The 18,676-nt window shown below is 74.9% G+C and carries 19 protein-coding genes and 1 pseudogene; 5 read left to right on the forward strand and 15 right to left on the reverse strand.

The window, feature by feature from the left end:
- Window positions 1–6 precede the first annotated feature (6 nt).
- Together Q7A36_RS20720 and Q7A36_RS20725 are read left to right on the forward strand one after the other, a co-directional pair.
- Window positions 7–732 (forward strand): hypothetical protein, encoded by a 726-nt coding sequence (locus Q7A36_RS20720; RefSeq protein WP_305105645.1) that lies wholly within the window; start codon window positions 7–9, stop codon window positions 730–732.
- Between the two features lie 80 nt (window positions 733–812).
- Complete coding sequence (locus tag Q7A36_RS20725) at window positions 813–1,574, forward strand: SDR family NAD(P)-dependent oxidoreductase (protein ID WP_305105646.1); 762 nt, start codon at window positions 813–815, stop codon at window positions 1,572–1,574.
- Window positions 1,575–1,662: 88 nt separating this feature from the next.
- Here Q7A36_RS20725 and Q7A36_RS20730 read toward each other — a convergent pair whose 3' ends face one another.
- Both Q7A36_RS20730 and Q7A36_RS20735 read right to left on the reverse strand, forming a co-directional pair.
- Complete coding sequence (locus Q7A36_RS20730) at window positions 1,663–2,847, reverse strand: MFS transporter (protein ID WP_305105647.1); 1,185 nt, start codon at window positions 2,845–2,847, stop codon at window positions 1,663–1,665.
- Between the two features lie 75 nt (window positions 2,848–2,922).
- A complete protein-coding gene (locus Q7A36_RS20735; RefSeq protein ID WP_305105648.1) occupies window positions 2,923–3,744 on the reverse strand; it encodes a class II aldolase/adducin family protein in 822 nt (273 codons plus the stop codon).
- 138 nt (window positions 3,745–3,882) lie between these two features.
- Here Q7A36_RS20735 and Q7A36_RS20740 point away from each other — a divergent pair, with 138 nt between their 5' ends.
- On the forward strand, window positions 3,883–4,782 hold the full coding sequence (locus Q7A36_RS20740; RefSeq protein WP_305105649.1) for a LysR substrate-binding domain-containing protein: 900 nt from the start codon (window positions 3,883–3,885) through the stop codon (window positions 4,780–4,782).
- Between the two features lie 45 nt (window positions 4,783–4,827).
- Here the strand turns inward: Q7A36_RS20740 and Q7A36_RS20745 are convergent, their stop codons facing one another.
- The 5 genes from Q7A36_RS20745 to hpnA all read right to left on the reverse strand — a co-directional run bounded on the left by Q7A36_RS20745 (window position 4,828) and on the right by hpnA (window position 10,521).
- Window positions 4,828–5,088, reverse strand: coding sequence for a hypothetical protein (locus tag Q7A36_RS20745; RefSeq protein ID WP_305105650.1), 261 nt, complete (start codon window positions 5,086–5,088; stop codon window positions 4,828–4,830).
- Window positions 5,089–5,319: 231 nt separating this feature from the next.
- The gene (locus tag Q7A36_RS20750; RefSeq protein ID WP_305105651.1) at window positions 5,320–5,976 is read right to left on the reverse strand and encodes a phosphorylase family protein; all 657 of its coding nucleotides are present in this window, start codon (window positions 5,974–5,976) and stop codon (window positions 5,320–5,322) included.
- A gap of 107 nt (window positions 5,977–6,083) precedes the next feature.
- Window positions 6,084–8,099 (reverse strand): squalene--hopene cyclase, encoded by a 2,016-nt coding sequence (gene shc / locus Q7A36_RS20755; RefSeq protein ID WP_456306819.1) that lies wholly within the window; start codon window positions 8,097–8,099, stop codon window positions 6,084–6,086.
- Window positions 8,100–8,282: 183 nt separating this feature from the next.
- The gene (locus Q7A36_RS20760; RefSeq protein WP_305105653.1) at window positions 8,283–9,446 is read right to left on the reverse strand and encodes a glycosyltransferase; all 1,164 of its coding nucleotides are present in this window, start codon (window positions 9,444–9,446) and stop codon (window positions 8,283–8,285) included.
- Between the two features lie 82 nt (window positions 9,447–9,528).
- Window positions 9,529–10,521 (reverse strand): hopanoid-associated sugar epimerase, encoded by a 993-nt coding sequence (hpnA, locus tag Q7A36_RS20765; protein WP_305105654.1) that lies wholly within the window; start codon window positions 10,519–10,521, stop codon window positions 9,529–9,531.
- 112 nt (window positions 10,522–10,633) lie between these two features.
- Between hpnA and Q7A36_RS20770 the strand changes: the two genes are divergently transcribed.
- Both Q7A36_RS20770 and Q7A36_RS20775 read left to right on the forward strand, forming a co-directional pair.
- Window positions 10,634–11,236, forward strand: coding sequence for an ABC transporter substrate-binding protein (locus Q7A36_RS20770; protein WP_305105655.1), 603 nt, complete (start codon window positions 10,634–10,636; stop codon window positions 11,234–11,236).
- Window positions 11,237–11,300: 64 nt separating this feature from the next.
- Entirely contained in the window at window positions 11,301–12,437 is a 1,137-nt protein-coding gene (locus Q7A36_RS20775; RefSeq protein ID WP_305105656.1) for a hypothetical protein, read from the forward strand.
- A gap of 166 nt (window positions 12,438–12,603) precedes the next feature.
- On the opposite strand, the pseudogene Q7A36_RS20780 reads toward Q7A36_RS20775, so the two are convergent.
- The 8 genes and pseudogenes from Q7A36_RS20780 to narI all read right to left on the reverse strand — a co-directional run.
- Window positions 12,604–12,881, reverse strand: a pseudogene (locus Q7A36_RS20780) (ISAs1 family transposase); the annotation flags it as partial.
- Between the two features lie 205 nt (window positions 12,882–13,086).
- Window positions 13,087–13,428 (reverse strand): carboxymuconolactone decarboxylase family protein, encoded by a 342-nt coding sequence (locus tag Q7A36_RS20785; RefSeq protein WP_305105657.1) that lies wholly within the window; start codon window positions 13,426–13,428, stop codon window positions 13,087–13,089.
- Window positions 13,429–13,475: 47 nt separating this feature from the next.
- Window positions 13,476–14,666 carry an NnrS family protein gene (locus Q7A36_RS20790; RefSeq protein ID WP_305105658.1) on the reverse strand — a complete coding sequence of 397 codons (1,191 nt, stop codon included), beginning with the start codon at window positions 14,664–14,666 and terminating at the stop codon, window positions 13,476–13,478.
- Entirely contained in the window at window positions 14,663–15,376 is a 714-nt protein-coding gene (locus Q7A36_RS20795; RefSeq protein ID WP_305105659.1) for a carbonic anhydrase, read from the reverse strand. Before Q7A36_RS20795 ends, Q7A36_RS20790 begins: the two co-directional genes overlap by 4 nt.
- 10 nt (window positions 15,377–15,386) lie before the next feature.
- Entirely contained in the window at window positions 15,387–16,676 is a 1,290-nt protein-coding gene (locus tag Q7A36_RS20800) for a molybdopterin molybdotransferase MoeA (protein ID WP_305105660.1), read from the reverse strand.
- Between the two features lie 13 nt (window positions 16,677–16,689).
- Window positions 16,690–17,205, reverse strand: a complete 516-nt coding sequence (locus Q7A36_RS20805) for a hemerythrin domain-containing protein (protein ID WP_305105661.1) — start codon at window positions 17,203–17,205, stop codon at window positions 16,690–16,692.
- Between the two features lie 2 nt (window positions 17,206–17,207).
- Window positions 17,208–17,954 (reverse strand): peptidylprolyl isomerase, encoded by a 747-nt coding sequence (locus tag Q7A36_RS20810; RefSeq protein ID WP_305105662.1) that lies wholly within the window; start codon window positions 17,952–17,954, stop codon window positions 17,208–17,210.
- Window positions 17,955–17,962: 8 nt separating this feature from the next.
- Window positions 17,963–18,673, reverse strand: coding sequence for a respiratory nitrate reductase subunit gamma (gene narI / locus Q7A36_RS20815; protein ID WP_305105663.1), 711 nt, complete (start codon window positions 18,671–18,673; stop codon window positions 17,963–17,965).
- Between the last annotated feature and the right edge of the window lie 3 nt (window positions 18,674–18,676).

Here is an 18,676-nt window from a genome sequence, read left to right on the forward strand (position 1 = left end):
GGCCGCATGTCCCCCTATCGTCCCCGCCTCTGGCTCGGCCTCGGGCTTTCGGTCCTCGCCGCCGGCGGCATGCCGGCGCTGGCCGCCGACCCGGCCTGCCAGCCCGCCGCCCAGGTCCCGCTGGGGGAGGCGGGGGAGAGCGGCGAGGGCGAGGGTGGCCCGGCGACCCCGGCCGCCCGCGCCCTGGTGCTGGACCGGATGGCGGCGCAGATCGCCGCGGGCGCGACCGCGCGCGCCGCGGGCGATGCCGACAGCGCCGAGATCCTGGTCGCCGCCGCGACCGACGAGGGTCCGGCGCGCCTTGCCCGCCGGGGCGACGGGCCGGATCCGGCGCTGGAGGCGGCGCTCGCCCCGCTGGCCGCCGCGCCCGGCGATGCCGCGGCCGGCACCGCGGCGCTGCGGGCGGTGGAGCAGGCGCTCGCCACCACCACGACGCCGATTATCGAGCGCGCCGCCGGGATGACCGCCGCGGCGCTCGAGGCCTTCACCGCCGCGCTGGACTGCGGCCGCCTCGCCGACCGCGCTGCCTATGCCGAGGCCGGGGCGCTGGTCCGCCGCGCCCGTGCCGTGCTGGCGGGGCTGCCGGGCGATGCGGTGCGGGAGATGGCGGGCGACCTCGATCGCCTCGCTGCGCTGCTGCCGCCGGCGCCGCCCGAGCCGCCGCCCGCGACCGGCGCGGTCTCCGCCCTCGTCTCCCACGCCCTGCTGGCGGCGAGCGACGCGGGCCGCTGAGCCGCGCTTCCGGTTGGCCCCGCCGCCGCCAGCCGGCACACTCCTCCCCACGGCACAAGGCCGGATGGGAGGAGAACGGGATGCGGTTCCAGGATCGCGCGGTGCTGGTCACCGGCGGGGCCAGCGGCATCGGCCGGCAGGTCTGCCTGATGGCGGCGAAGGAAGGCGCGCGGGTCGCGGTCGGCGACCTCGACGCGGCGCGGGCGGAGCAGGTCGCCGCCGCCATCCGCGAGCAGGGCGGGGAGGCGCAGGCTTTCCGCCTGGACGTCGCCGACCCGGCCTCGGTGAATGCCTTCGTCGAGGGCGCGGAGACGGCGCTCGGGCGGCTCGACGTGCTGGTCAACTCGGCCGGGGTGCGGGAGATCGCCTCGGTCCTCGACCTGCCGCTCGAGGAATGGACGCGGGTGCTCACCATCAACATGACCGGCACCTTCCTGCCCAGCCAGGCCTTCGCGCGGCGGCTGGTGGCAGAGGGCAAGCATGGGCAGATCGTCAACCTCGCCTCGACGCTCGGCATCTCGGCGGCGCCGAACCGCGCGGCTTATACGGCCTCGAAGCACGGCGTCGTCGGCCTGACCAAGGAGATGGCGCTCGAACTCGGCGAGAAGGGCATCCGGGTGAATGCCGTCGCGCCCGGCGTCATCCGCACCCCGCTGACCGAGCGCTACTTCCAGGACCCCGACATGGCGGCGACCATCCGCGGCCTGCACGCGACGGGAAGCTGGGGCGAGCCGGAGGACATCGCCCGCGCCATCCTCTTCCTCGCCGAGGAGGCGAACGGCTTCATGACCGGCGCCGTCTTGGTGGTGGATGGCGGCTGGACCACGGGCAAGAAGATGTAGTGCCGGGGCTCCCAGGCCGTCCGGTCGGCGTGGAAGCGCGCCGACCGGGCGGTTGCAGGGCAGCGGCACGCGCCCGGGCGAATCTCCCCTACCGCCGCCCGACCAGGGCCAGCGCGCCGCCTGCCACCGCGATGCCGGCGGCCAGCGGCCCGAATCCCGAAAAGCCCCACTCCGCCATCATCCAGCCACCGAGTGCGGCGGCGCCGAGCCAGCCGAGGCTCGCCGCGGTGACGTTGAGGCCGAGCACGGTGCCGCGCACCTCGTCCGGGACATTCGCCATCGCCGCCATCAGGCTCGGCCGCGCGATCGCCATGACCAGCACATAGGCGAAGCCGAGCGCGACGCTGGTGACCATGCCGGGCGTCCAGCCAAACAGCGCCAACGCCGCGAGCGCCGAGCCGAACATCGCGCCGGCGAAGGTCAGCAGCCGGTCGCGCAGCCGGTCCGCCATCTGCCCGCCGAGCACCGTGCCGAGGATATTGCCGAGCGCGAAGACGGCGAGCGGCAGCGCGACCTCCCCGAGCGTGAGGCCGTAGGTGGTCTGCAGGAAGGTGGCGAAATAGACCGCCGTCATGCCGTAGCAGATGCGCTCCGCCGTCCCCATGGCCAGCAGCCGCAGCACGGGGCCGGACATGGCGGCGCGGAGGCTCGGCCGCGCCGCGCCGGCGGCGCGCGGCCCGTCCACCGGCCGCAGCGTGGTCAGGAACAGGCCGGCCGCGGCGAGGACCGCGAGGCCGGCGGCGCAGAGATTGACCCCGCGCCAGCCGACGAAGGTGCCGATCCAGGCGGCCATCGGCACGCCGACCAGCAGGGTCAGGGACTGCCCGGCCATGACCCAGCCCAGCGCCCGGCCGCGCTGGCGGTCGACGGTGCGGGCGGAGGCCTCGGTCATCAGCACGCCGGTGAAGCCGCCGGCGCAGCCGCCCGCGAGGGTCGACCAGGCCGCGGCCTCCGGGAAGCCGGCCGAGGTCGAGAGCCCGACCATGCAGCCGGCGAGGCCGATCGGCCCGCCGACCAGGAAGGGCCGCCGCCCCCAGCGGTCCGACCCGGCGCCGGCGAGGAGCGAGGCGATGCCCCAGGAAACGGAAGTGAGCGCCATCAGGTTGGCGACCAGCGGCAGGCTCGCCGAGAGGTCGCGCGCCATGTCGATCAGGAAGGGCGCGCGGGTGGTGCCGGAGGAGGAGGCCGCGAACATGCCGAAGCAGCAGGCCGCGAGCAGCGCCCAGGGCATGCGCGGAAGCGCCTGGGCCGGCGCGGCTTGGGTCGGGGGCATGGGCAGGCTTCTAGGCTGCCCCGGCCGCGGGCGGGAGAGGGGGACGGACGGTCGTCCGTCCGGCCCCGGCCGCGCCTACTCGAACATGTCGGGCTGCGTCGCGGCGATCTGGCTGTAGATCGTCTGGAAGTGCAGCCAGCCGATGAAGTCGTTGCCGACATGGTCCTGGCTGTACTGCGCCGTCTTGGCCGAGAGAAGCTGCGGCTTGATCCCCGTTGCCTCGACCAGCAACTGCTGCTGGCAGGCGCGCTCGAGCGCGATGAACCAGAAGGCCGCATCGTCGATGCTGTGCCGGCTGCAGGTCAGCAGGCCGTGGTTCTGGTGCAGGACGCCACGGTTGCGGCCCATCTCCTTGGCGACCGTCCAGCCGCTCTCGCGCTCCACCGCGACGGCGCCGGCCGAGGCGCCGATGACCGCGTGGTTGTTGTAGAAGGCGGCCGCGTCCTGGCTGATCATGTCGAGCGGCCGGCCAGTCGCGCACCAGGCGGTGCCATAGGTCGTGTGCGCGTGGCACATCGCCACGATATCAGGATATTCCTGATGCACCGCGGCGTGCAGCACGAAACCGGCGCGGTTGATGGCGTAGCGGCCCTCCACCACCCGGCCCTCATGGTCGGCCAGGATCAGGTTCGACATCCTGACCTGGGAGAAATGCACGCACATCGGGTTGGTCCAGTAGAGCTCCGGATGCTCCGGGTCGCGGACCGTGAGGTGCCCGGCGAAACCGTAGTCGAAGCCGTGCATGCCGAAGGCGCGCGTCGCCGCCACGAGGTGCTGCTTGCGGTATTCCCGCTCCTCCGCGACGGAGGCGAATTGCGGGATCTCCGGGAAGATCAGCCCCTCCTGCTCGGGCTGGTAGATCGAGACGCGGTTCCTGCCCGGGACGTTGTCCAGCATCGGGTCGTTCCTCCCCTTCCCTTGGCCCATCCCTTGGTGACGCGGCGGGTCCGCGGAGGCACCCGTCGTGCCCGGGGGCGGGGCGGTTGACAAACGCGGTCTCTTCAGCCCGTCATGAATCGGATTCACGGGTCCCCGATGCGCCGCCTGCCCAGCTTCTCCGCCCTCCGCGCCTTCGAGGCGGCGGCCCGGCTCGAGAGCTTCGCGCTCGCGGGCGCCGAGCTGCATCTCAGCCCCTCGGCGGTCAGCCATCAGGTGCGGGCGCTGGAGGACTGGGCGGGCCGGAAGCTCTTCCATCGCCGCAGCGGCCAGGGGGTGGAGCCGACGCCGGAGGGCCGGGCGCTGCTCGGCCGCCTGACGCCGATCCTCGACGAACTCGAGGCCGCCTGCGCCGCGTTGCGGCCGGAGCCGGCGGCCGAGGCGCTGGCGGTGCATTGCGTCCCCTCCTTCGCCGCGAACTGGCTTGGCCCGCGGCTGCCCGGCTTCATGGCGCGGCATCCCGGCCTCGGCATCCGCGTGACCGCCAGCGCCGAGCCGGTGGACCTGGCGCGGCAAGCGGAGATCGACCTCGCCATCGCCTATGGCGCGGCGCCGGCGCAGCCCGGGGTGACGGCGGAGCCGCTGGGGACGGAGCGCGTCACCGCCCTGGTCGCGCCGGCGCTCGCGGCCGGGCTCGACTTCTCCGGGCCCGCCCTGCCGCGGGGCCTGACGCTGATCGACTCCGCCGTCAGCCCGGTGCGCTGGGAGGACTGGCTGGCGCTGAACGGGCTCACGACGCCCGCGGGCGGGGCAAGGCCCTCCTTCGACCGGGGGGCGATGGCGATCGCGGCGGCGGCGCAGGGTGTCGGCGCGGCGCTCGAGAGTACGCGGCTGGCGGCGGAGGACCTGGCGCGCGGCGACCTGGTCGAACTGGACGGTAGCCGCTTCCGCGCGGTAGAGCGGGTGCTGCACCACCTCTGCTACCGGACGGGGCAGCGCAACCTGCCGAAGGTCGCGGCCTTCCGCGCCTGGCTGCTGGAAGCCTGCGCACGGGATTGACGCCACGCCGGGCTGGCCAGCGCGCGAGAGGGCCGAGGCCCCGCCTCAGCGGCCGTCCTCGTCGTGACTGCGCCCGAGGCGACACAGGAGCAGGATCAGGCCTCCAAGGGCGCTCGTGATCAGGGCTGCCTTCAGATAGCCCGCGGTCGGCCCCCAGCCTCCCCGCGGGTCGATCACCGACAGCAGCGCGAGGATGAGCAGCAGCAGGGCCACCCCGACGAAAGCCCCGCCGAAAAGATGCAAGCCGACCGGCTCATAGATCAGCGCCCCGTGGAACAGCCGCGGCCACTTCTCGTTCCTCGGCATGCGCAATTCCGTTGCGGGGTCGTGGTGACAGCATACTGCCACCGGCGGATCGTTTCCGATCGGCAGAAATCGGCCCACGTCGCGGGAGCGGATCACATCCCGTTCGGGTGACCCTCCCCGTTGCCGCATCGCGCCCAGTGGCATGGTGCGGGGCAGGCAGGCCGCCCCGCAGCAAGGATCACCCTCGTGTCCGGCCGCCTGTCCGCGAGGCGCGGGGGTCAGGCTGGTCCGCTACGCCACGCAGGCCTGCCGCAGCCCGTCCCGGGCGCCGCCGAGCGCCTGCAGCGCCACGCGGCTGCGCTTGGCTACCGTCAGCAGCGCCGGCAATTCCCGCGGCTGGCGCAGCAGCGCCAGCGCCACCCGTCCCGCGGCCGGGCGGCCATCCGGCGTCAGCCCGACCGCCGCGGCATGCGGCAGCACCTCCTCCGCCGTATCGGCCACCGCCCGCAGCGCCGCGAAGGGTAGCCGGCGGGAGGCCGCGAAGGCCGCCGCCGCCTCGGTTTCGAGGTCGACGACCATGGCGCCGGTCGCGGCCCGCAGCAGGCGCTTGCGCGCCGGCTCGCCCACGACAGCCGGCGCGCCGGCGACCATGCCGAGCCGCGCGCCGCAGCGCCCGGCAAGCTGCGCCGCCCAGGCGAGGTCGGCGGACCAGGCGCCGGCCGCGCCGCGCACCCGCGTCGCCACCACCAGGTCGCCGCAGGTGAGCGAGGGGTCGAGCCCGCCGGCGATGCCGAAGCTGAGCACGCCGGTCAGCCCCTCCGGCGCCTGCCGCAGCAGCAGGCGCAGCCGGACCGGATCGCCGCCGCTGACGATCACCGGCATCTCCTTCGGCAAAAGCGCGGCTTCGGACCGCATGCCGACCACGGCCAGGATCGAGGACAGGGGCATGACCGGGGCGCATCCTCCGAATTCTGCTGCGATGCAGTATAGCCGGAGCGGCGGGCCGTGCGCGGCGAAAATCCACACTCCGGCCACAATTCGCCGGCAGCCGCAGACTAGAGCCCGTGCACCACCCGCCGGGAATTGCCCTTTCGTAGCATCCGCAATCGCGCCAGCGCCCAGAGCGGGAAGAGCTGCGCATAGCCATGGTATCGAAGGTAGAAAACGCGCGGGAAGCCGGTGCCGGTATAGTCCTCCTCCGGCCAGCCCCCATGCGCCTCCTGCTGGCCGAGCAGCCAGCGCGCGCCGCGCTCCACCGCCGGCGCATCCACCGCGCCCGCCGCCATCAGCGCCAGCAGCGCCCAGGCGGTCTGGCTCGCGGTGCTAGGCCCCATCCGCACATCGGCATCGGCATGGGTGCCGCCGCAGCGCGGATAGGTGAAGCCGTCCTCGCCCCAGCCGCCATCCTCGTTCTGCCGGGCCGTCAGCCAGGCGACGGCCTTCCGCATCGCCGGGTGTTCCGGCGGCAGGCCGGCGGCGTTCAGCGCCGTGACCGCCGACCAGGTGCCGTAGACATAATTGACGCCCCAGCGGCCGTACCAGGAGCCGTCGGGCTCCTGCTCCGCCAGCAGGTAGTCGATCCCCTGCCGCACCGCCGGATGCTCCGGCCCGTGGCCAAGCTGGGCGAGCATGGCTAGGCAGCGGCCGGAGACATCGGCGGTCGGCGGGTCGAGCAGCGCGCCATGGTCGGCGAAGGGGATGCTGTTCAGGTGGTGGTGGGTATTGTCGGCGTCGAAGGCGCCCCAGCCGCCGCCCTTCGACTGCATGCCCACCACCCAGTCCGTGGCGAGCGAGACGGCGCGCCCGAGGCGCGGCCCGGCCCCGCCCAACTGCTTCTGCGCGCGGTCGAGGGCGAGCACCACCACGGCGGTGTCGTCCACGTCGGGGTAGTGCGGGTTGGCGTACTGGAAGGCCCAGCCGCCGGGTGCGAGGCCGGGGCGCTGGTCGGCCCAGTCGCCGGCCACGTCGGTCACCTGCCGATCCAGCAGCCAGGAGAGGCCGCGGACGACCGCCGCCTCGGCCCGCGGCTCGCCGGTCTCAAGCAGCGCATGCGCGACCAGGGCGGTGTCCCAGATCGGCGAGAGGCAGGGCTGGACATAGGTCTCCCCGGCCTCGGGGTGGTCCCCGGGGCGATCCCCAGGGCGATCCATGACCAGCTTCTCCACCGCCGCCCAGGCCGTCACCACGCGCGGGTCGTCCGGCGGGACGCCCAGGCAGTGGTACATCCAGATGGCATTGGCCATGGCGGGGTAGATGGCGCCCAAGCCGTCCTCGCCGTTCAGCCGCTCGGTCACGAAGGCTTCCGCGACAGCCTCGGCCCGCGCCCGTGCGGCGGCGGGGAAGAGGTGCTGGGTCCGCTGCAACGCGCCGTCGAGCAGACCGAACAGGGTCTTCCAGGGCTCGGCCGCATGCGCGCCGCCCGGCCAGCGCCGCACCATCTCGGGCGGCGTGACGAAGAGTTCGCGCAGCGAGACGCCGGTCTCCGCCAGCGGCCGCGGCCGGCGCGCCATCACCACCGTCAGCGGCACCAGGACCGTGCGGGCCCAGTAGCTGACCTTGGAGAGGTGGAAGGGGAACCAGCGCGGCAGCAGGCAGATCTCGGGCGGCATCACCGGCACCGCCCGCCAGGGCACCTGGCCGAAGAGCGCGAGGGTCGCCCGGGTGAAGACGTTCGACCGCTCCGCCCCGCCGGCGCGCAGGATGGCGTCGCGGGCGCGCGCCATGTGCGGCGCCTCCGGCGCGTCGCCAATCAGCCGCAGGGCGAAATAGGCCTTCACCGAGCAGGAGATGTCGAGCGGCCCGCCATGGAAGAGCGGCCAGCCGCCGGCACAGGTCGCGGCCTCCTGCGCCTGGATCCGCCGCAGGTAGCGCCCGATTCGCGCCTCCTGCGCCGGGTCGCGCTTGCCGAAGAAGCGCTTCAGCATGAGGTACTCGGCCGGGATGGTTGCGTCCGCCTCCAGCTCGAACACCCAGTGGCCGTCGGCCTGCTGGCGGTCGAGCAGATGGGTGGTCGCGCGGCGGATGGCGGCGTCCAGCGGGTCCCGGTCCTGCGGGGCGTCCTCCTCGGCCAGGGCAAGGTCCGGCCGCGCCGCCGCGGCGGCTAGGTCCTGGATTCTCGACAACTCAGACAATCTCCTTGCCTGCCGGCGCGGTGACCCGCCCGGCATGACGCCATTTCAGATCGAATACGTCGGTTTTTTGCGGTTGCGAAGCCCGATCCGCCGGCTGGTGTCGCTTTAATGCAGCGGTGTGGCTCAGTTCACGCGCGGACCGGCTCCTGACTCCGCCCGCGGGCCGGCTTCCCCCTTCCACATGCCGCCGCGCCCGCGCCACTCGGCCAGCGCCGAGTCCAGGGTGAACGCCATGTAGGCGGCGGCGATGGCCGGCAGGGCGAGGCCACGAAACGGCGAGAGGCCGAATCGGCGGAGCGTCGGCGCAAAAGCCACAGCCATGCCGCCCCAGGCCAGGCCGCCGAGCCAGGCGGCCGGTCCCGCCACCAGCAGCGCCAGCAGCGGCGGGGCAAGGAAGACCAGGCCGAGCGCCAGGATCATGCCGGCCAGCAGCAGCGGGCTGTAGCCGAGTTGGGCATAGGCCGTGCGCGCCACCATCCGCCGGATCGGCCCGACCGTCTCGTAAAGGCGGAGGCTGTCCACCCGCCCGGTCAACCCGATCCAGATCGGCCCGACGCGCTTCATCTGCCGCGCCAGGGCGCAGTCGTCGATCAGCGCGCCGCGGATCGGGGCGAGGCCGCCGGCGCGCGCGAAAGCCGCGCGGTCGAGCAGCACGCAGCCGCCGGCCGCAGCGGCGGTGCGGGCCCGCGGGTCGTTCGACCAGCGGAAGGGGTAGAGCATCTGGAAGAAGAAGATGAAGGCCGGGATCAGCCAGCGCTCGGCCGCGCTCTCGCAGCGCAGCCGGGCCATGAGCGAGACCAGCACGCGCCTCTCCGCCACCGCGCGGCGGACCAGCAGGCGCAGGCTGTCCGGCGCGTGGCGGATATCGGCATCGGTCAGCAGGAGGTAGTCGGGCGCGCCCGCCTGCGCCTCCCGCAGCCCCTGCTCCAGCGCCCAGAGCTTGCCGGTCCAGCCCGGGGCGCGCGGCCCGCCGGTGACGACCGTGAGGCGGGGGTCGCCGGCCGCCGCGGCGCGGGCGAGATCGCCGGTGCCGTCGCTGGAGCGGTCGTCCACCACCACCAGCCGGAAGGCGCCGGGATAGTCCTGGGCGAGCAGCGAGGCGACGGTGGCGCCGATCGTCTCCGCCTCGTCCCGCGCCGGGACGATGGCGGCGACCGAGGGCCAGGCCGGCGGGTCGGGCAGGCGGGCTGCGTCGCGGTCGTCGTCGCGCGCCAGCCAGAAGAAGCCGCGGCCGAGCAGCAACACCAGCCAGGCGAGTCCGGCGGCGAGGGCGAGCCAGAAGGTCATGGGCGGGCCGGGCGGTCGGGCGGCAGGCGGCGCGAGGGTCCCGGCCTGCCGGGACGCGGCGAGGTTCCTGGCAGGGGCGCGCTCACCGGATCATCCCCTGCTCGCGGAACCAGGTGACGGCATCCGCCACCCCCTCCTGCCAGGGGCGGGCGCGGTAGCCCAGCACCCGCTCCGCCTTGGCCGAGGAGAAGTACATCCGCTGCCCGGCCATCCGCAGGCCATCCAGGGTCAGCATCGGCTCCCGCCCCGTCAGCCGCGCCGCCGCCTCCGCCCCCAGCGCCAGCGGCCAGAGCGGCGCGATCGGCAGCCGCACCGGACGACGGTGGCCGAAGAGCGCCGCGATCCGCGCCAGCAGGTCGCCGAGCGGCACGTCCTGTCCGCCCAGGATGTGCCGCTCCCCGACCGCGCCGCGGGCGAGCGCCGCGACGCAGCCCGCGGCGACGTCCTCCACATGCACGAGGTTCAGGCCGGTATCGACATAGGCCGGCATTTTCCCCCGCGCGGCCTCGAGGATGATGCGGCCGGTCGGCGTCGGCCGGCGGTCGCGCGGGCCGATGGGAGTGGAGGGGTTCACGATGACGGCCGGCAGGCCGGCCTCGGCGACCAGCCGCTCCACGAGCCGCTCGGCCTCGGTCTTGCTGCGCTTGTAGGGGCCGATCGCCTCCGCCGGCGTCGCGGCATCGGCCTCGGTCGCCGGCGTCCCGTCCCGGCGGGGCTTCAGCGTGGCGACGGAGGAGACATGGACCACGCGCCGGCAGCGCGCCTCCAGCGCGGCGCGCATCACCGCCTCCGTCCCCGCCACGTTCACCGCCGTCATGCGGGCGGGGTCGGGCACCCAGATGCGGTAGTCGGCGGCGCAGTGGATCACGGCGTCGCAGCCCCGCACCGCCGCGGCGAGGGAGCCAGGATCCGTCAGGTCGCCCGGGCAGAACGCCACCGGCACGCCCGCCAGCACGTCCCGCGGCGTGCCGGGCCGGGCCAGCGCCCGCACCTCGTGCCCCGCCGCGACCAGCGCACGGGCAATGGCGGAACCGAGGAACCCGGTCCCGCCCGTCAGCATCACGCGATCCGCCATGCACCCCCGCCCCTTCCGGCCGGGGTTGTGGCCCGGCCGCCGGCGCTTTTCCAGCCGGCTTGATCGCGCCCTGTCGTCGCCGCCGGGCCGCGCCGCGTGTTAAGCGCGCGCCATGACCATGCCGACCCGCCGCACCCTCCTCCTCCTCGCCGCGCTCGCGCCGCTGCCGGCGCTGGCCCAGGGTTCACCCGCCGCGGTGATCGAGGGCTTCAACGCCACCCTGCTCGCGGTGATGAAGGATGCGCAGCGCCTCGGCCTGCGCGGCCGGGCGCAGCGGCTGCGCCCGGCCATGGAGCAGGCCTTCAACCTGCCGGCGATGACGCGCATCTCCGTCGGCCCGGCCTGGACCCAGATCCCGCCCGCGGGGCAGCAGTCCCTGGTCCAGGCGTTCTCGGACTGGTCCATCGCCACCTTCGCCCACCGCTTCGACGGCTTCTCGGGCGAGAGTTTCCGGATCGAGGGGGAGAACACGCTGCAGAGCGGCGACCGGCTGGTCCGCACGCAGCTTGTCCGGCCGGCCGACCAGCCGGTGGCATTGAACTACCTGATGCGCGAGTCGGGCGGCGCCTGGCGGGTGGTGGATGTCTATCTCGAGGGCACGGTGAGCGAGCTGGCGAGCCGCCGCGCCGAGTTCACCACGCTGCTGCGCGAGGGCGGCGCGCCGCGGCTGGAGGCGGAGCTGCGGCGGCGGACAGAGACGCTGCTCGGCGGGTGAGGCCGCGCGGCACCTCCCGCCCCCGCCACTACCCTCCGGCGGGCGCTGGCGTTAGGCCGGCAGCATGATCCGCCCCCTCCTCCTCGCCGCGCTCCTGCCGCTGCTGCCGGGCTGCTCGCTCTCCTCCGTCATCGGCACCCACAGCATCGACTACAACCACAGCCTGGAGGTGGCGACCGACACCCTCCTCGTCCTCAACATCCTCCGCGCGCGGGACAACGCGCCGCTGCACTTCTCCACCATCGGCGCCATCCACGGCGCCTTCAGCCTCTCGGCCGGGATCGGCTACGACCTGACGGCGGTGAACAACGGCGTGCAGCCCGCCGGCCTCGTCGCCTCCAATCCCAGCTTCGACATCGGGCCGCTCGACCGGCAGGAATTCGCCCGCGGCCTGCTGCGGCCGATCGACCCGGCGCTGTTCCGCCTGCTCTCGGACCGGGGCCTGCCGGACCCGCTGCTGCTGCACCTGCTGGTCTCGCGCTTCGACGAGGGGCCGGGCGGCCGCGCCATCCCGAACACCCCCGGCAATCCCGACTTCGCCGCGGCGGTGGAGGCGCTGACCCGACACGGCAGGCTGCAGTTCAACGGCTATACGAGGCTGATCCCGCTCGGGCCGCGGTTGACCGGGCCGCAGGCCGCGGCCCCGGAGGTGCTGGCGGAACTGCGCGAGCCCGGGATCTCCATCCGGCAGGACGGGCCCGGCTGGCGGCTCTACCGCGCGGTCGGCCAGCTTGCGCTCTGCGTCGCCGAGGGCGGCGGGCGCTACCGGGCGCTGGCGATGGATACGGAACCGCCGCAGATCTCGCCCATGAACCAGGAAGGCAGCCCCTGCACGGCCGAGGAGGTGGCGGACCATCCGATCGCCGCCGGCCGCGCGGCCTCGCCCGGCCTTTCCTGGTGGCTGCGCTCGGTCGACGAGGTGCTGCATTTTCTCGGCGCGGTGCAGCGGCGGGAGGAGGCGGGCGAGCCGGTGCGCATCCGCATCGGCGAGGCGACGCCGCGCTTCTTCCGCCTCTGGCCCGCGCCGCCGCCGCGGCCGCGCCTCTCGGTGGACTACCGCGGCGGGCGCTGGTGGGTGGCCGAGCAGGACCGGCGGGAGGACATGACGCTCTCGGTGCTGGCGCTGACGGCGCAGTTGCTGAACCTGCAGAAATCCGCCGGCGAGATCCCGGCGACCGGGACGCTGCGGTTGGTGCGATAGCGCGGCCCCGGCGGGGAGAAATCCGGCCCAAACCGCCTCAAGGGCGCCCGATCCGGCGCAATTCCGCTGAGGCCGGATCGGCCCTTTCGGCCGCAGGCCCAGGAATTCCGCGGCATCCCGGGCTCCGGATCCTAGATCAAGGTATGGCTGGGCCGAGGAGGTCGGCGAGGCAGGCCGGGCCGGGCAGGCGGAGTTCGCCGGGAAAGCGCCGCTGGCCGCGCAGCCAGTCGACCTCGTGGAGCAGGCTGACGGTACGGCGCTCGAGGCGGCCATGCCTGTTGTCGATGTCGGTGCTGGTCTGCGGCCTGGCCGCCGGCGCGGCGGCGAAGGCGGCCTCGACTGGTTGGCCTTGACCGCCAGCAGGTCGTCGGCGCCGCCGAAGGCCTGGGCGATGCTGGCTTTGGTGGCCGTGGCGTCGATCGAGACCAGCGCCCCCTCGCGGCCATCCACCGCGGCGAGGGTGTGCTGTGCCGGGGCGCGGGATGGCCGGATGGAACGGCCGGCGCAACCCGGGGTGCCGCCATCGCGCACGACGCTGCGCTCAATGTGTCGGATAAGGGCGGCAAGGGGCGGTGGCCACCTCGCTGCCGATGCCCGGAACCCCGGCCGGCGACGGGGCAAGGGGCCGTCGTCCCGGCGCCGCCGGACCTCAGCGCGATGCCCGCGAGGGCCTGCCCTCGGTGACGTCCTCGATCCAGGTGAGGGCGGCGACCGCCCGCGGGAAGCCGAGCGTCGGGATGGCCAGCAGCGCCACCTGCTTCAGCGCCTCCTTAGGGACGCCCTCCTCCAGGGCGCGGCGGCTATGGGAGTGCACGCCGCCCTCCGACCCGGCCCCGATGGCGAGCGCCAGCTTCACCAGCCGCAGCGCCTCGCCCTCGACCGGGCCCGCCTTGGCGCAGGCCTCGCCGAGGGCGGCATAGGCCCGGTAGAGCTCCGGATAGGCCCGCGCCACCTGTCCGGCCGCGGCGGGCAGTTCCTGGTCCTGTTGCATCGGTGCGCCTCCCCCTCCGGTCCTGCTCCGCGAGGAACGCGGCAGGGTCAGCCCGGCTTCCCGTCCGCCCGCGGCCGCAGCAGCATCGGCCCATGCGCCAGCAGGAACAGCCCGAAGGCCAGCGCCCAGAGCGCGCCGGCGGCGGCATAGGGCAGCGGGCTCGGCAGGAGTACCGGCCCGAAGGCGCGCAGCAGCGCCGCCAGGGGCAGCAGCGCCCAGGCCGCCAGCATGGCGGGCGAGGCGGCGAGCGGGTGCCCGGTATGGCCGAGCGTCGCCCGCGGCATGACCGCCAGGATCATCATCGCCACCGCGCCGATGCCCTGCAGGTGCAGCCAGTTTGCCGCCCAGCCGGCACCGCCCAGCAGGTGCGCCGCCTTCACCGCCAGCGCCACGGGCAGCAGGAGGTAGGCGAGGTGCAGCACCGCCAGGATCGGGCGCCCGAGCGTCCGCAGCCCCTGCCAGCGGGAGAGGCGCAGCAGGGCCAGGACCGATGCGACCGCCGCGACGGCACCGGCTGCCATGCCGCCCGGCGCCGCGAGGTCCACCAGCACCACGGCGAGCAGCGCCGCCATCCCCGCCGCGTCCAGGCCCGGCAGGGGGCGGATGTCGAGCTTCAGGGCATTGCGGGTAAAGGCCGGGATGATGCGCCCGCCGATCAGCCCGACCAGCGCCAGGGCGATGTCGAGGCAGAGCAGCTCGCCCGCGGCGAAGCGCCCCGTCCACCAGCCCGCGGCATCGCCGAGCATCAGCAGGTCGCCGGCCCAGAAGGCCAGGATCAGCGCCGGCGGGCCGAAGAGCCGCGGGGTCGCCGCCCGCACCAGCGCAGGCAGCACCGTCAGCAGCAGCGCCGGCAGCGGCAGCAGCGCGACCACGGCCGCGGAGGCCGGCGGCACCGGCGACCCGGGCAGCAGCACCAGCCGCGCCGCGACGAAGAGGCCGGCGAGCAGGACCAGCGTCGCCCCGGCATAGGCCGGGCGCCCGGTCCAGTTCGGGATGGCGGTCAGCACGAAGCCGGCCAGCGCCGCGCCGACGACGCCGGCCAGCATCTCGTGCCCGTGCCAGCGCGCGAGCGGCAGCGGCCCCTCGGGCAGCGCGGCACCGTGCAAGGCGGCGACCCAGATCAGGATGGCCAGCACCGCCCAGGCGGCGCAGAGCAGGAAGAAGGGCCTGAGACCCTGACGGAACAGCGCGGGGCCGGTCGGCATCGCCGCGGCTTGCGGCACGGAGGTGGCGCTCATCGATGCATGTCCTCGAGGCTCGCGCAGGCGCCGATGGCGGGCGGTGGCGCCGCCCCGTCGACCTGCCGGAAGGGGCCGTGCGGCCCCTCGGCCGCCTGCAGAACGCCCCAGCCGAAATGGAAGTACCAGCCGTGCAGCGCGAGGCGGCCGGCCGCCAGGCGCTCCGCGACAAAGGGATAGGTGGCGAGGTGCCGCAGGCTGGACAGCACCGCCGCCTGCTCGGCGCGGCGGGCGACCAGCAGGCGCTCCGCCTCGGTCACCAGCCCGTCCATCTCCGCTCGCACCTCATGCGCCACGGCGACCCAGTCGGTGACGTAGTCGAAGGCGGGCGCGCCATGGCGGTGGTCCAGCAGGCAGCGCACCCCGGCGCAGAAGGAATGGCCGAGCACGACGACGTGCCGCACGCCGAGCACGACCACGCCGAACTCGATCGCCGCGGCGGTGCCGTGCGGCTGCCCGTCCGGCTCGTGCGGCGGCACCAGCGCGGCGACGTTGCGCAGGACGAAGAGCTCGCCCGGCCGGGCGCCGCAGATGATGGCCGGGTCGGTGCGGCTGTCCGAGCAGGCGATCACCATCACCTCCGGCCGCTGCCCGTCCAGCAGCCGGTCGTAGAGGTCGTGGTCGGCCTCGAAATGCGAGCGGCGGAAGCGGCCGAACCCGGCCACCAGGCGGTGCAGCGCGTCGCCTTCCGCGGGCAGGGGCAGGTCCACCTGCGCCTCCTCAGGCCAGGCCGAAGCCGGCGGCGAAGGGATGGAAGCGCAGCGCGTCGCCGGGCCGCACCTGCGCGATGTCCGCGGGGACCCAGAGCAGCCCGTCCGCCGCGGCGAGCGGCACCAGCCGGGCGGAGCCGAAGAGGCCGGCGGGCTCGACCAGGGGCAGGCCGGAGGCGTCCTGGCCGATGACCCGCGCCGGCAGGAACTCCTCCCGCCCCGGCTTGCGGGCGAAGCCGCGCGCGGCGAGGGCGGCGACCGGCGCCGGGCCGGCCCCCTCGGCGGCGCCGGCGAGGCGCGCCAGCAGCGGCCGGCCGAGGGTGAGAAAGCCGACCAGCGCGGCCAGCGGGTTGCCCGGCAGGAAGAGGCAGCGCGCGGCGCCGAGCCGCCCATGCGCCAGCGGCTTGCCAGGTTTCTGCGCCAGCTTCAGCACTTCGACCTCGCCGCCCGCGGCGCGCAGCGCGCCCGGCAGGTGGTCCGCATCGCTGCCGGAGATGCCGCCCGAGGCGAGGATGAGGTCGTGCCCCCGCGCCGCCTCCGCCAACGCGGCGGCGAGCGCGGCCGGGTCGTCCGGCAGCACGCCGAGATCGGTGAGCGCGATCTCCGGCCGCGCCAGCAGCGCCGCCAGCATCGGGCGGTTGCTGTCGCGGATGGCGGCGCCGAGCTCGTTGCCGTTCGACAGCAGCGCCACCCGGACGCGGCGCCGGACGGCGACCTGGTCGATATCGGCAGCCGCGAGCAGCGCCAGGTGCCGCGCATCGAGCCGCGTCCCGGGCGCGAGCAGGAGGTCGCCCTCGGCCAGGTCCTCGCCGCGGCGGCGGATATTGGTGCCGGGCCGCGGCGGGCGGCGGGGCTCCACCCGCCCCTCCCGCAGGGCGACATGCTCCTCCATCACGACGGCCGCCGCGCCGGGCGGCACGGGCGCGCCGGTCAGGACGCGGACCGCCTCGCCCGGGCCGATGGCGGGGCCGGGCGGGTCGCCGGCGGCGATGCGGCGCAGGACCAGCGGCGCCGCGCCCGCGGCCAGGTCCGTCGCGCCCGCGGCGAGGTCCGCCGCGTGCAGGGCATAGCCGTCCATGGCGGACTGGTCGAAGGGCGGCAGGGAGCGCGCCGAGCGCGGCGCGGCGGCGAGCAGGCGGCCGAGCGCCGCGGTCGGGGCCAGGACCTCCTCCCCCGCCACCGGCAGGGCGCCGTGCAGCAGGCGCGCCCGCGCCTCCGCCACCGGCAGGAGGCCCGGCTCCTCGTCGCAGCAGGCCAGAGGGGCGTGGATTGGCGTATGGATGAGCGTGCCGTCGGGCATCGTGGCATTTCCTTCAGGAGCGGCGCCGGGCCATCTCGTCGGCCAGCGCGGCCAGGGCCTCCGGCGTAAGGACCCGGCGGGCGAGCGGCATCACGGCCGATTCCTCCAGCGCGAGGTGTCGCCGGTGGCCGGCGGCGAAGGCGAGCGCCGCGGCGGCGAAGCCGGGATCGGGCGCCTCGCCATCCGCGGCGCGGCGCAGGCCGTCCTGCACGGCGCGGATGTCACGCCGGTCCTCCCGATGCTGCGCCTGCAGGCCGGGCAGCAGGCCGGTCGTGTCGTGGGCGGCGAGGCGCGGATGGAGGGAGCGCTCCTCGTCCTCGATATGCAGCGGCAGTTCGGCCGCGAGCCAGTCGAGCAGCATGGCGGCGAGGCCCCGGGCGGCGCGCCCGAGCGGCGCGCGCGCGACCCGCTCGAGATGGCCGAGCAGCACGGTCTGGCGGGCATGCTCGGCCGAGAGGAAGCCGACGGGGTCGTCGAGCAGCAAAGCCTGCAGCGGCGCCACCCGTGCGCGGGCCAGGTCCGAGGCCATGGCTACTGCACCAGCGGCCCTTCCGCCGCGGCGAGGGCGATGCCTTCGATCCGCGCCCGGCCCGCCAGCACCTGGATGTACTGCCGCACCGCGGTGCGGAAGCTCGCCTCCCGCAGCCAGCGGGCGATGCGGGCCTGCACCGCCTCGAAGGGCAGGTCGCGCGGCGGCTCGTGCTCGAGAAGCTGCACGACATGGTAGCCGTAGCGGCTGGCGACCGGCGTGGCGTGCAGCTCGCCGGGCCGCAGCGCACGGAGCGCGGCCTCGAATTCCGGCACGGTGGTGCCCGGCTCGATCAGGCCGAGATCGCCGCCCTCCTCGCGGGAGGTGCAGGCGGAGCGGGCGGCGAGCGCAGCGAAGCGGTCAGGTTCGACGCACAGCGCGGCGATGATCGCGCCGGCCTCGGCCTCCGCCGCGGCGCGCGCCGCCGCATCCGCGGGATCGGCCGCGAGCAGGATGTGGCGGGCCTGCCAGGCCTCGGGGCTGCGCAGGCGGGCGCGGTTCGCCGCGAACCAGCGGCGGCAGGTGGCCTCGTCGGCCTCCGGCAGCGGGACCTGCCCGGCGAGGAGGGCGTCGACCGCCTCCTCGCCGGCGCCGTGGCCCTGCCGCCCGACCTCGGCAAGCAGGAGCTGGCGGACCACCAGGGCCTGCGCCGCCGCCTGCCAGGCCGCCTCGCGCGAGGCGGCCGGGTGGTGCTGCAGCTCGGCGCCGATCGCGGCCTCGGGGATCTCGACGCCGTCGACCCGGATCATCGCGCCGGTCACCGCACCGACCCCGCGATCGGCCGCGCCGCGCCGCGCCGGCGGACGAGCTGGTAGGGGCGGACGACGTAGCCGACTGGCGCCGACCAGATATGGACCAGGCGGGAGAAGGGAAAGGCGACGAAGAGCGTGACGCCGAGCAGGATATGCGCCTTGAAGACCCAGTCCACCTCGGCGAGGGTGGAGGCCGCGTCGCCCTGGAAGGTGACGATGTGCTGCGCCCAGTGGCTGAGCTGCATCATCACATGGCCGTCGCGGTGGCCGAGCGAGAGGGGCAGCGTCAGCAGGCCGAGCACGAGCTGCAGCCAGAGCATCGCCAGGATGGCGATATCGGCGGCCGAGGAGGTCGCGCGGATGCGCGCGTCGAAGAGCCGGCGGTGCAGCAGCAGCGTCAGGCCGAGGAAGCAGAGCGTGCCGGCGGCGCCGCCCGAGACGATGGCGAGCATCTGCTTCTGCGGCGCGGTGATCAGCAGGCCATAGACCTCGTGCGGGGTCAGCAGCCCGATGGTGTGGCCGGCCATCAGGAAGAGGATGCCGACATGGAAGCAGTTGCTGCCGATGCGGAGCTGGCGCCGCCGCAGGAGCTGCGAGGAGCCGGACTTCCAGGAATACTGCTCCCGCTCGAAGCGGATCAGGCTGCCGAGCAGGAAGACGGCGACCGCGACATAGGGGTAGATGCCGAAGGCCAGGGTGTGGAGGGTGTCGCGCATGGC

Source organism: Paracraurococcus lichenis, from assembly GCF_030657435.1.
In the GTDB taxonomy this organism is placed as follows: Bacteria; Pseudomonadota; Alphaproteobacteria; order Acetobacterales; family Acetobacteraceae; genus Paracraurococcus; species Paracraurococcus lichenis.

What these genes read in the sequence shown, in the direction of transcription:
- Q7A36_RS20720 (WP_305105645.1), top strand. Translation starts at nt 7, where the DNA reads ATGTCCCCCTATCGTCCCCGCCTCTGGCTCGGCCTCGGGCTTTCGGTC.
- Q7A36_RS20725 (WP_305105646.1), top strand. Translation starts at nt 813, where the DNA reads ATGCGGTTCCAGGATCGCGCGGTGCTGGTCACCGGCGGGGCCAGCGGC.
- Q7A36_RS20730 (WP_305105647.1), bottom strand. Translation starts at nt 2,847, where the DNA reads ATGCCCCCGACCCAAGCCGCGCCGGCCCAGGCGCTTCCGCGCATGCCC.
- Q7A36_RS20735 (WP_305105648.1), bottom strand. Translation starts at nt 3,744, where the DNA reads ATGCTGGACAACGTCCCGGGCAGGAACCGCGTCTCGATCTACCAGCCC.
- Q7A36_RS20740 (WP_305105649.1), top strand. Translation starts at nt 3,883, where the DNA reads ATGCGCCGCCTGCCCAGCTTCTCCGCCCTCCGCGCCTTCGAGGCGGCG.
- Q7A36_RS20745 (WP_305105650.1), bottom strand. Translation starts at nt 5,088, where the DNA reads ATGCCGAGGAACGAGAAGTGGCCGCGGCTGTTCCACGGGGCGCTGATC.
- Q7A36_RS20750 (WP_305105651.1), bottom strand. Translation starts at nt 5,976, where the DNA reads ATGCCCCTGTCCTCGATCCTGGCCGTGGTCGGCATGCGGTCCGAAGCC.
- Q7A36_RS20760 (WP_305105653.1), bottom strand. Translation starts at nt 9,446, where the DNA reads ATGACCTTCTGGCTCGCCCTCGCCGCCGGACTCGCCTGGCTGGTGTTG.
- hpnA (WP_305105654.1), bottom strand. Translation starts at nt 10,521, where the DNA reads ATGGCGGATCGCGTGATGCTGACGGGCGGGACCGGGTTCCTCGGTTCC.
- Q7A36_RS20770 (WP_305105655.1), top strand. Translation starts at nt 10,634, where the DNA reads ATGACCATGCCGACCCGCCGCACCCTCCTCCTCCTCGCCGCGCTCGCG.
- Q7A36_RS20775 (WP_305105656.1), top strand. Translation starts at nt 11,301, where the DNA reads ATGATCCGCCCCCTCCTCCTCGCCGCGCTCCTGCCGCTGCTGCCGGGC.
- Q7A36_RS20785 (WP_305105657.1), bottom strand. Translation starts at nt 13,428, where the DNA reads ATGCAACAGGACCAGGAACTGCCCGCCGCGGCCGGACAGGTGGCGCGG.
- Q7A36_RS20790 (WP_305105658.1), bottom strand. Translation starts at nt 14,666, where the DNA reads ATGAGCGCCACCTCCGTGCCGCAAGCCGCGGCGATGCCGACCGGCCCC.
- Q7A36_RS20800 (WP_305105660.1), bottom strand. Translation starts at nt 16,676, where the DNA reads ATGCCCGACGGCACGCTCATCCATACGCCAATCCACGCCCCTCTGGCC.
- Q7A36_RS20805 (WP_305105661.1), bottom strand. Translation starts at nt 17,205, where the DNA reads ATGGCCTCGGACCTGGCCCGCGCACGGGTGGCGCCGCTGCAGGCTTTG.
- Q7A36_RS20810 (WP_305105662.1), bottom strand. Translation starts at nt 17,954, where the DNA reads ATGATCCGGGTCGACGGCGTCGAGATCCCCGAGGCCGCGATCGGCGCC.
- narI (WP_305105663.1), bottom strand. Translation starts at nt 18,673, where the DNA reads ATGCGCGACACCCTCCACACCCTGGCCTTCGGCATCTACCCCTATGTC.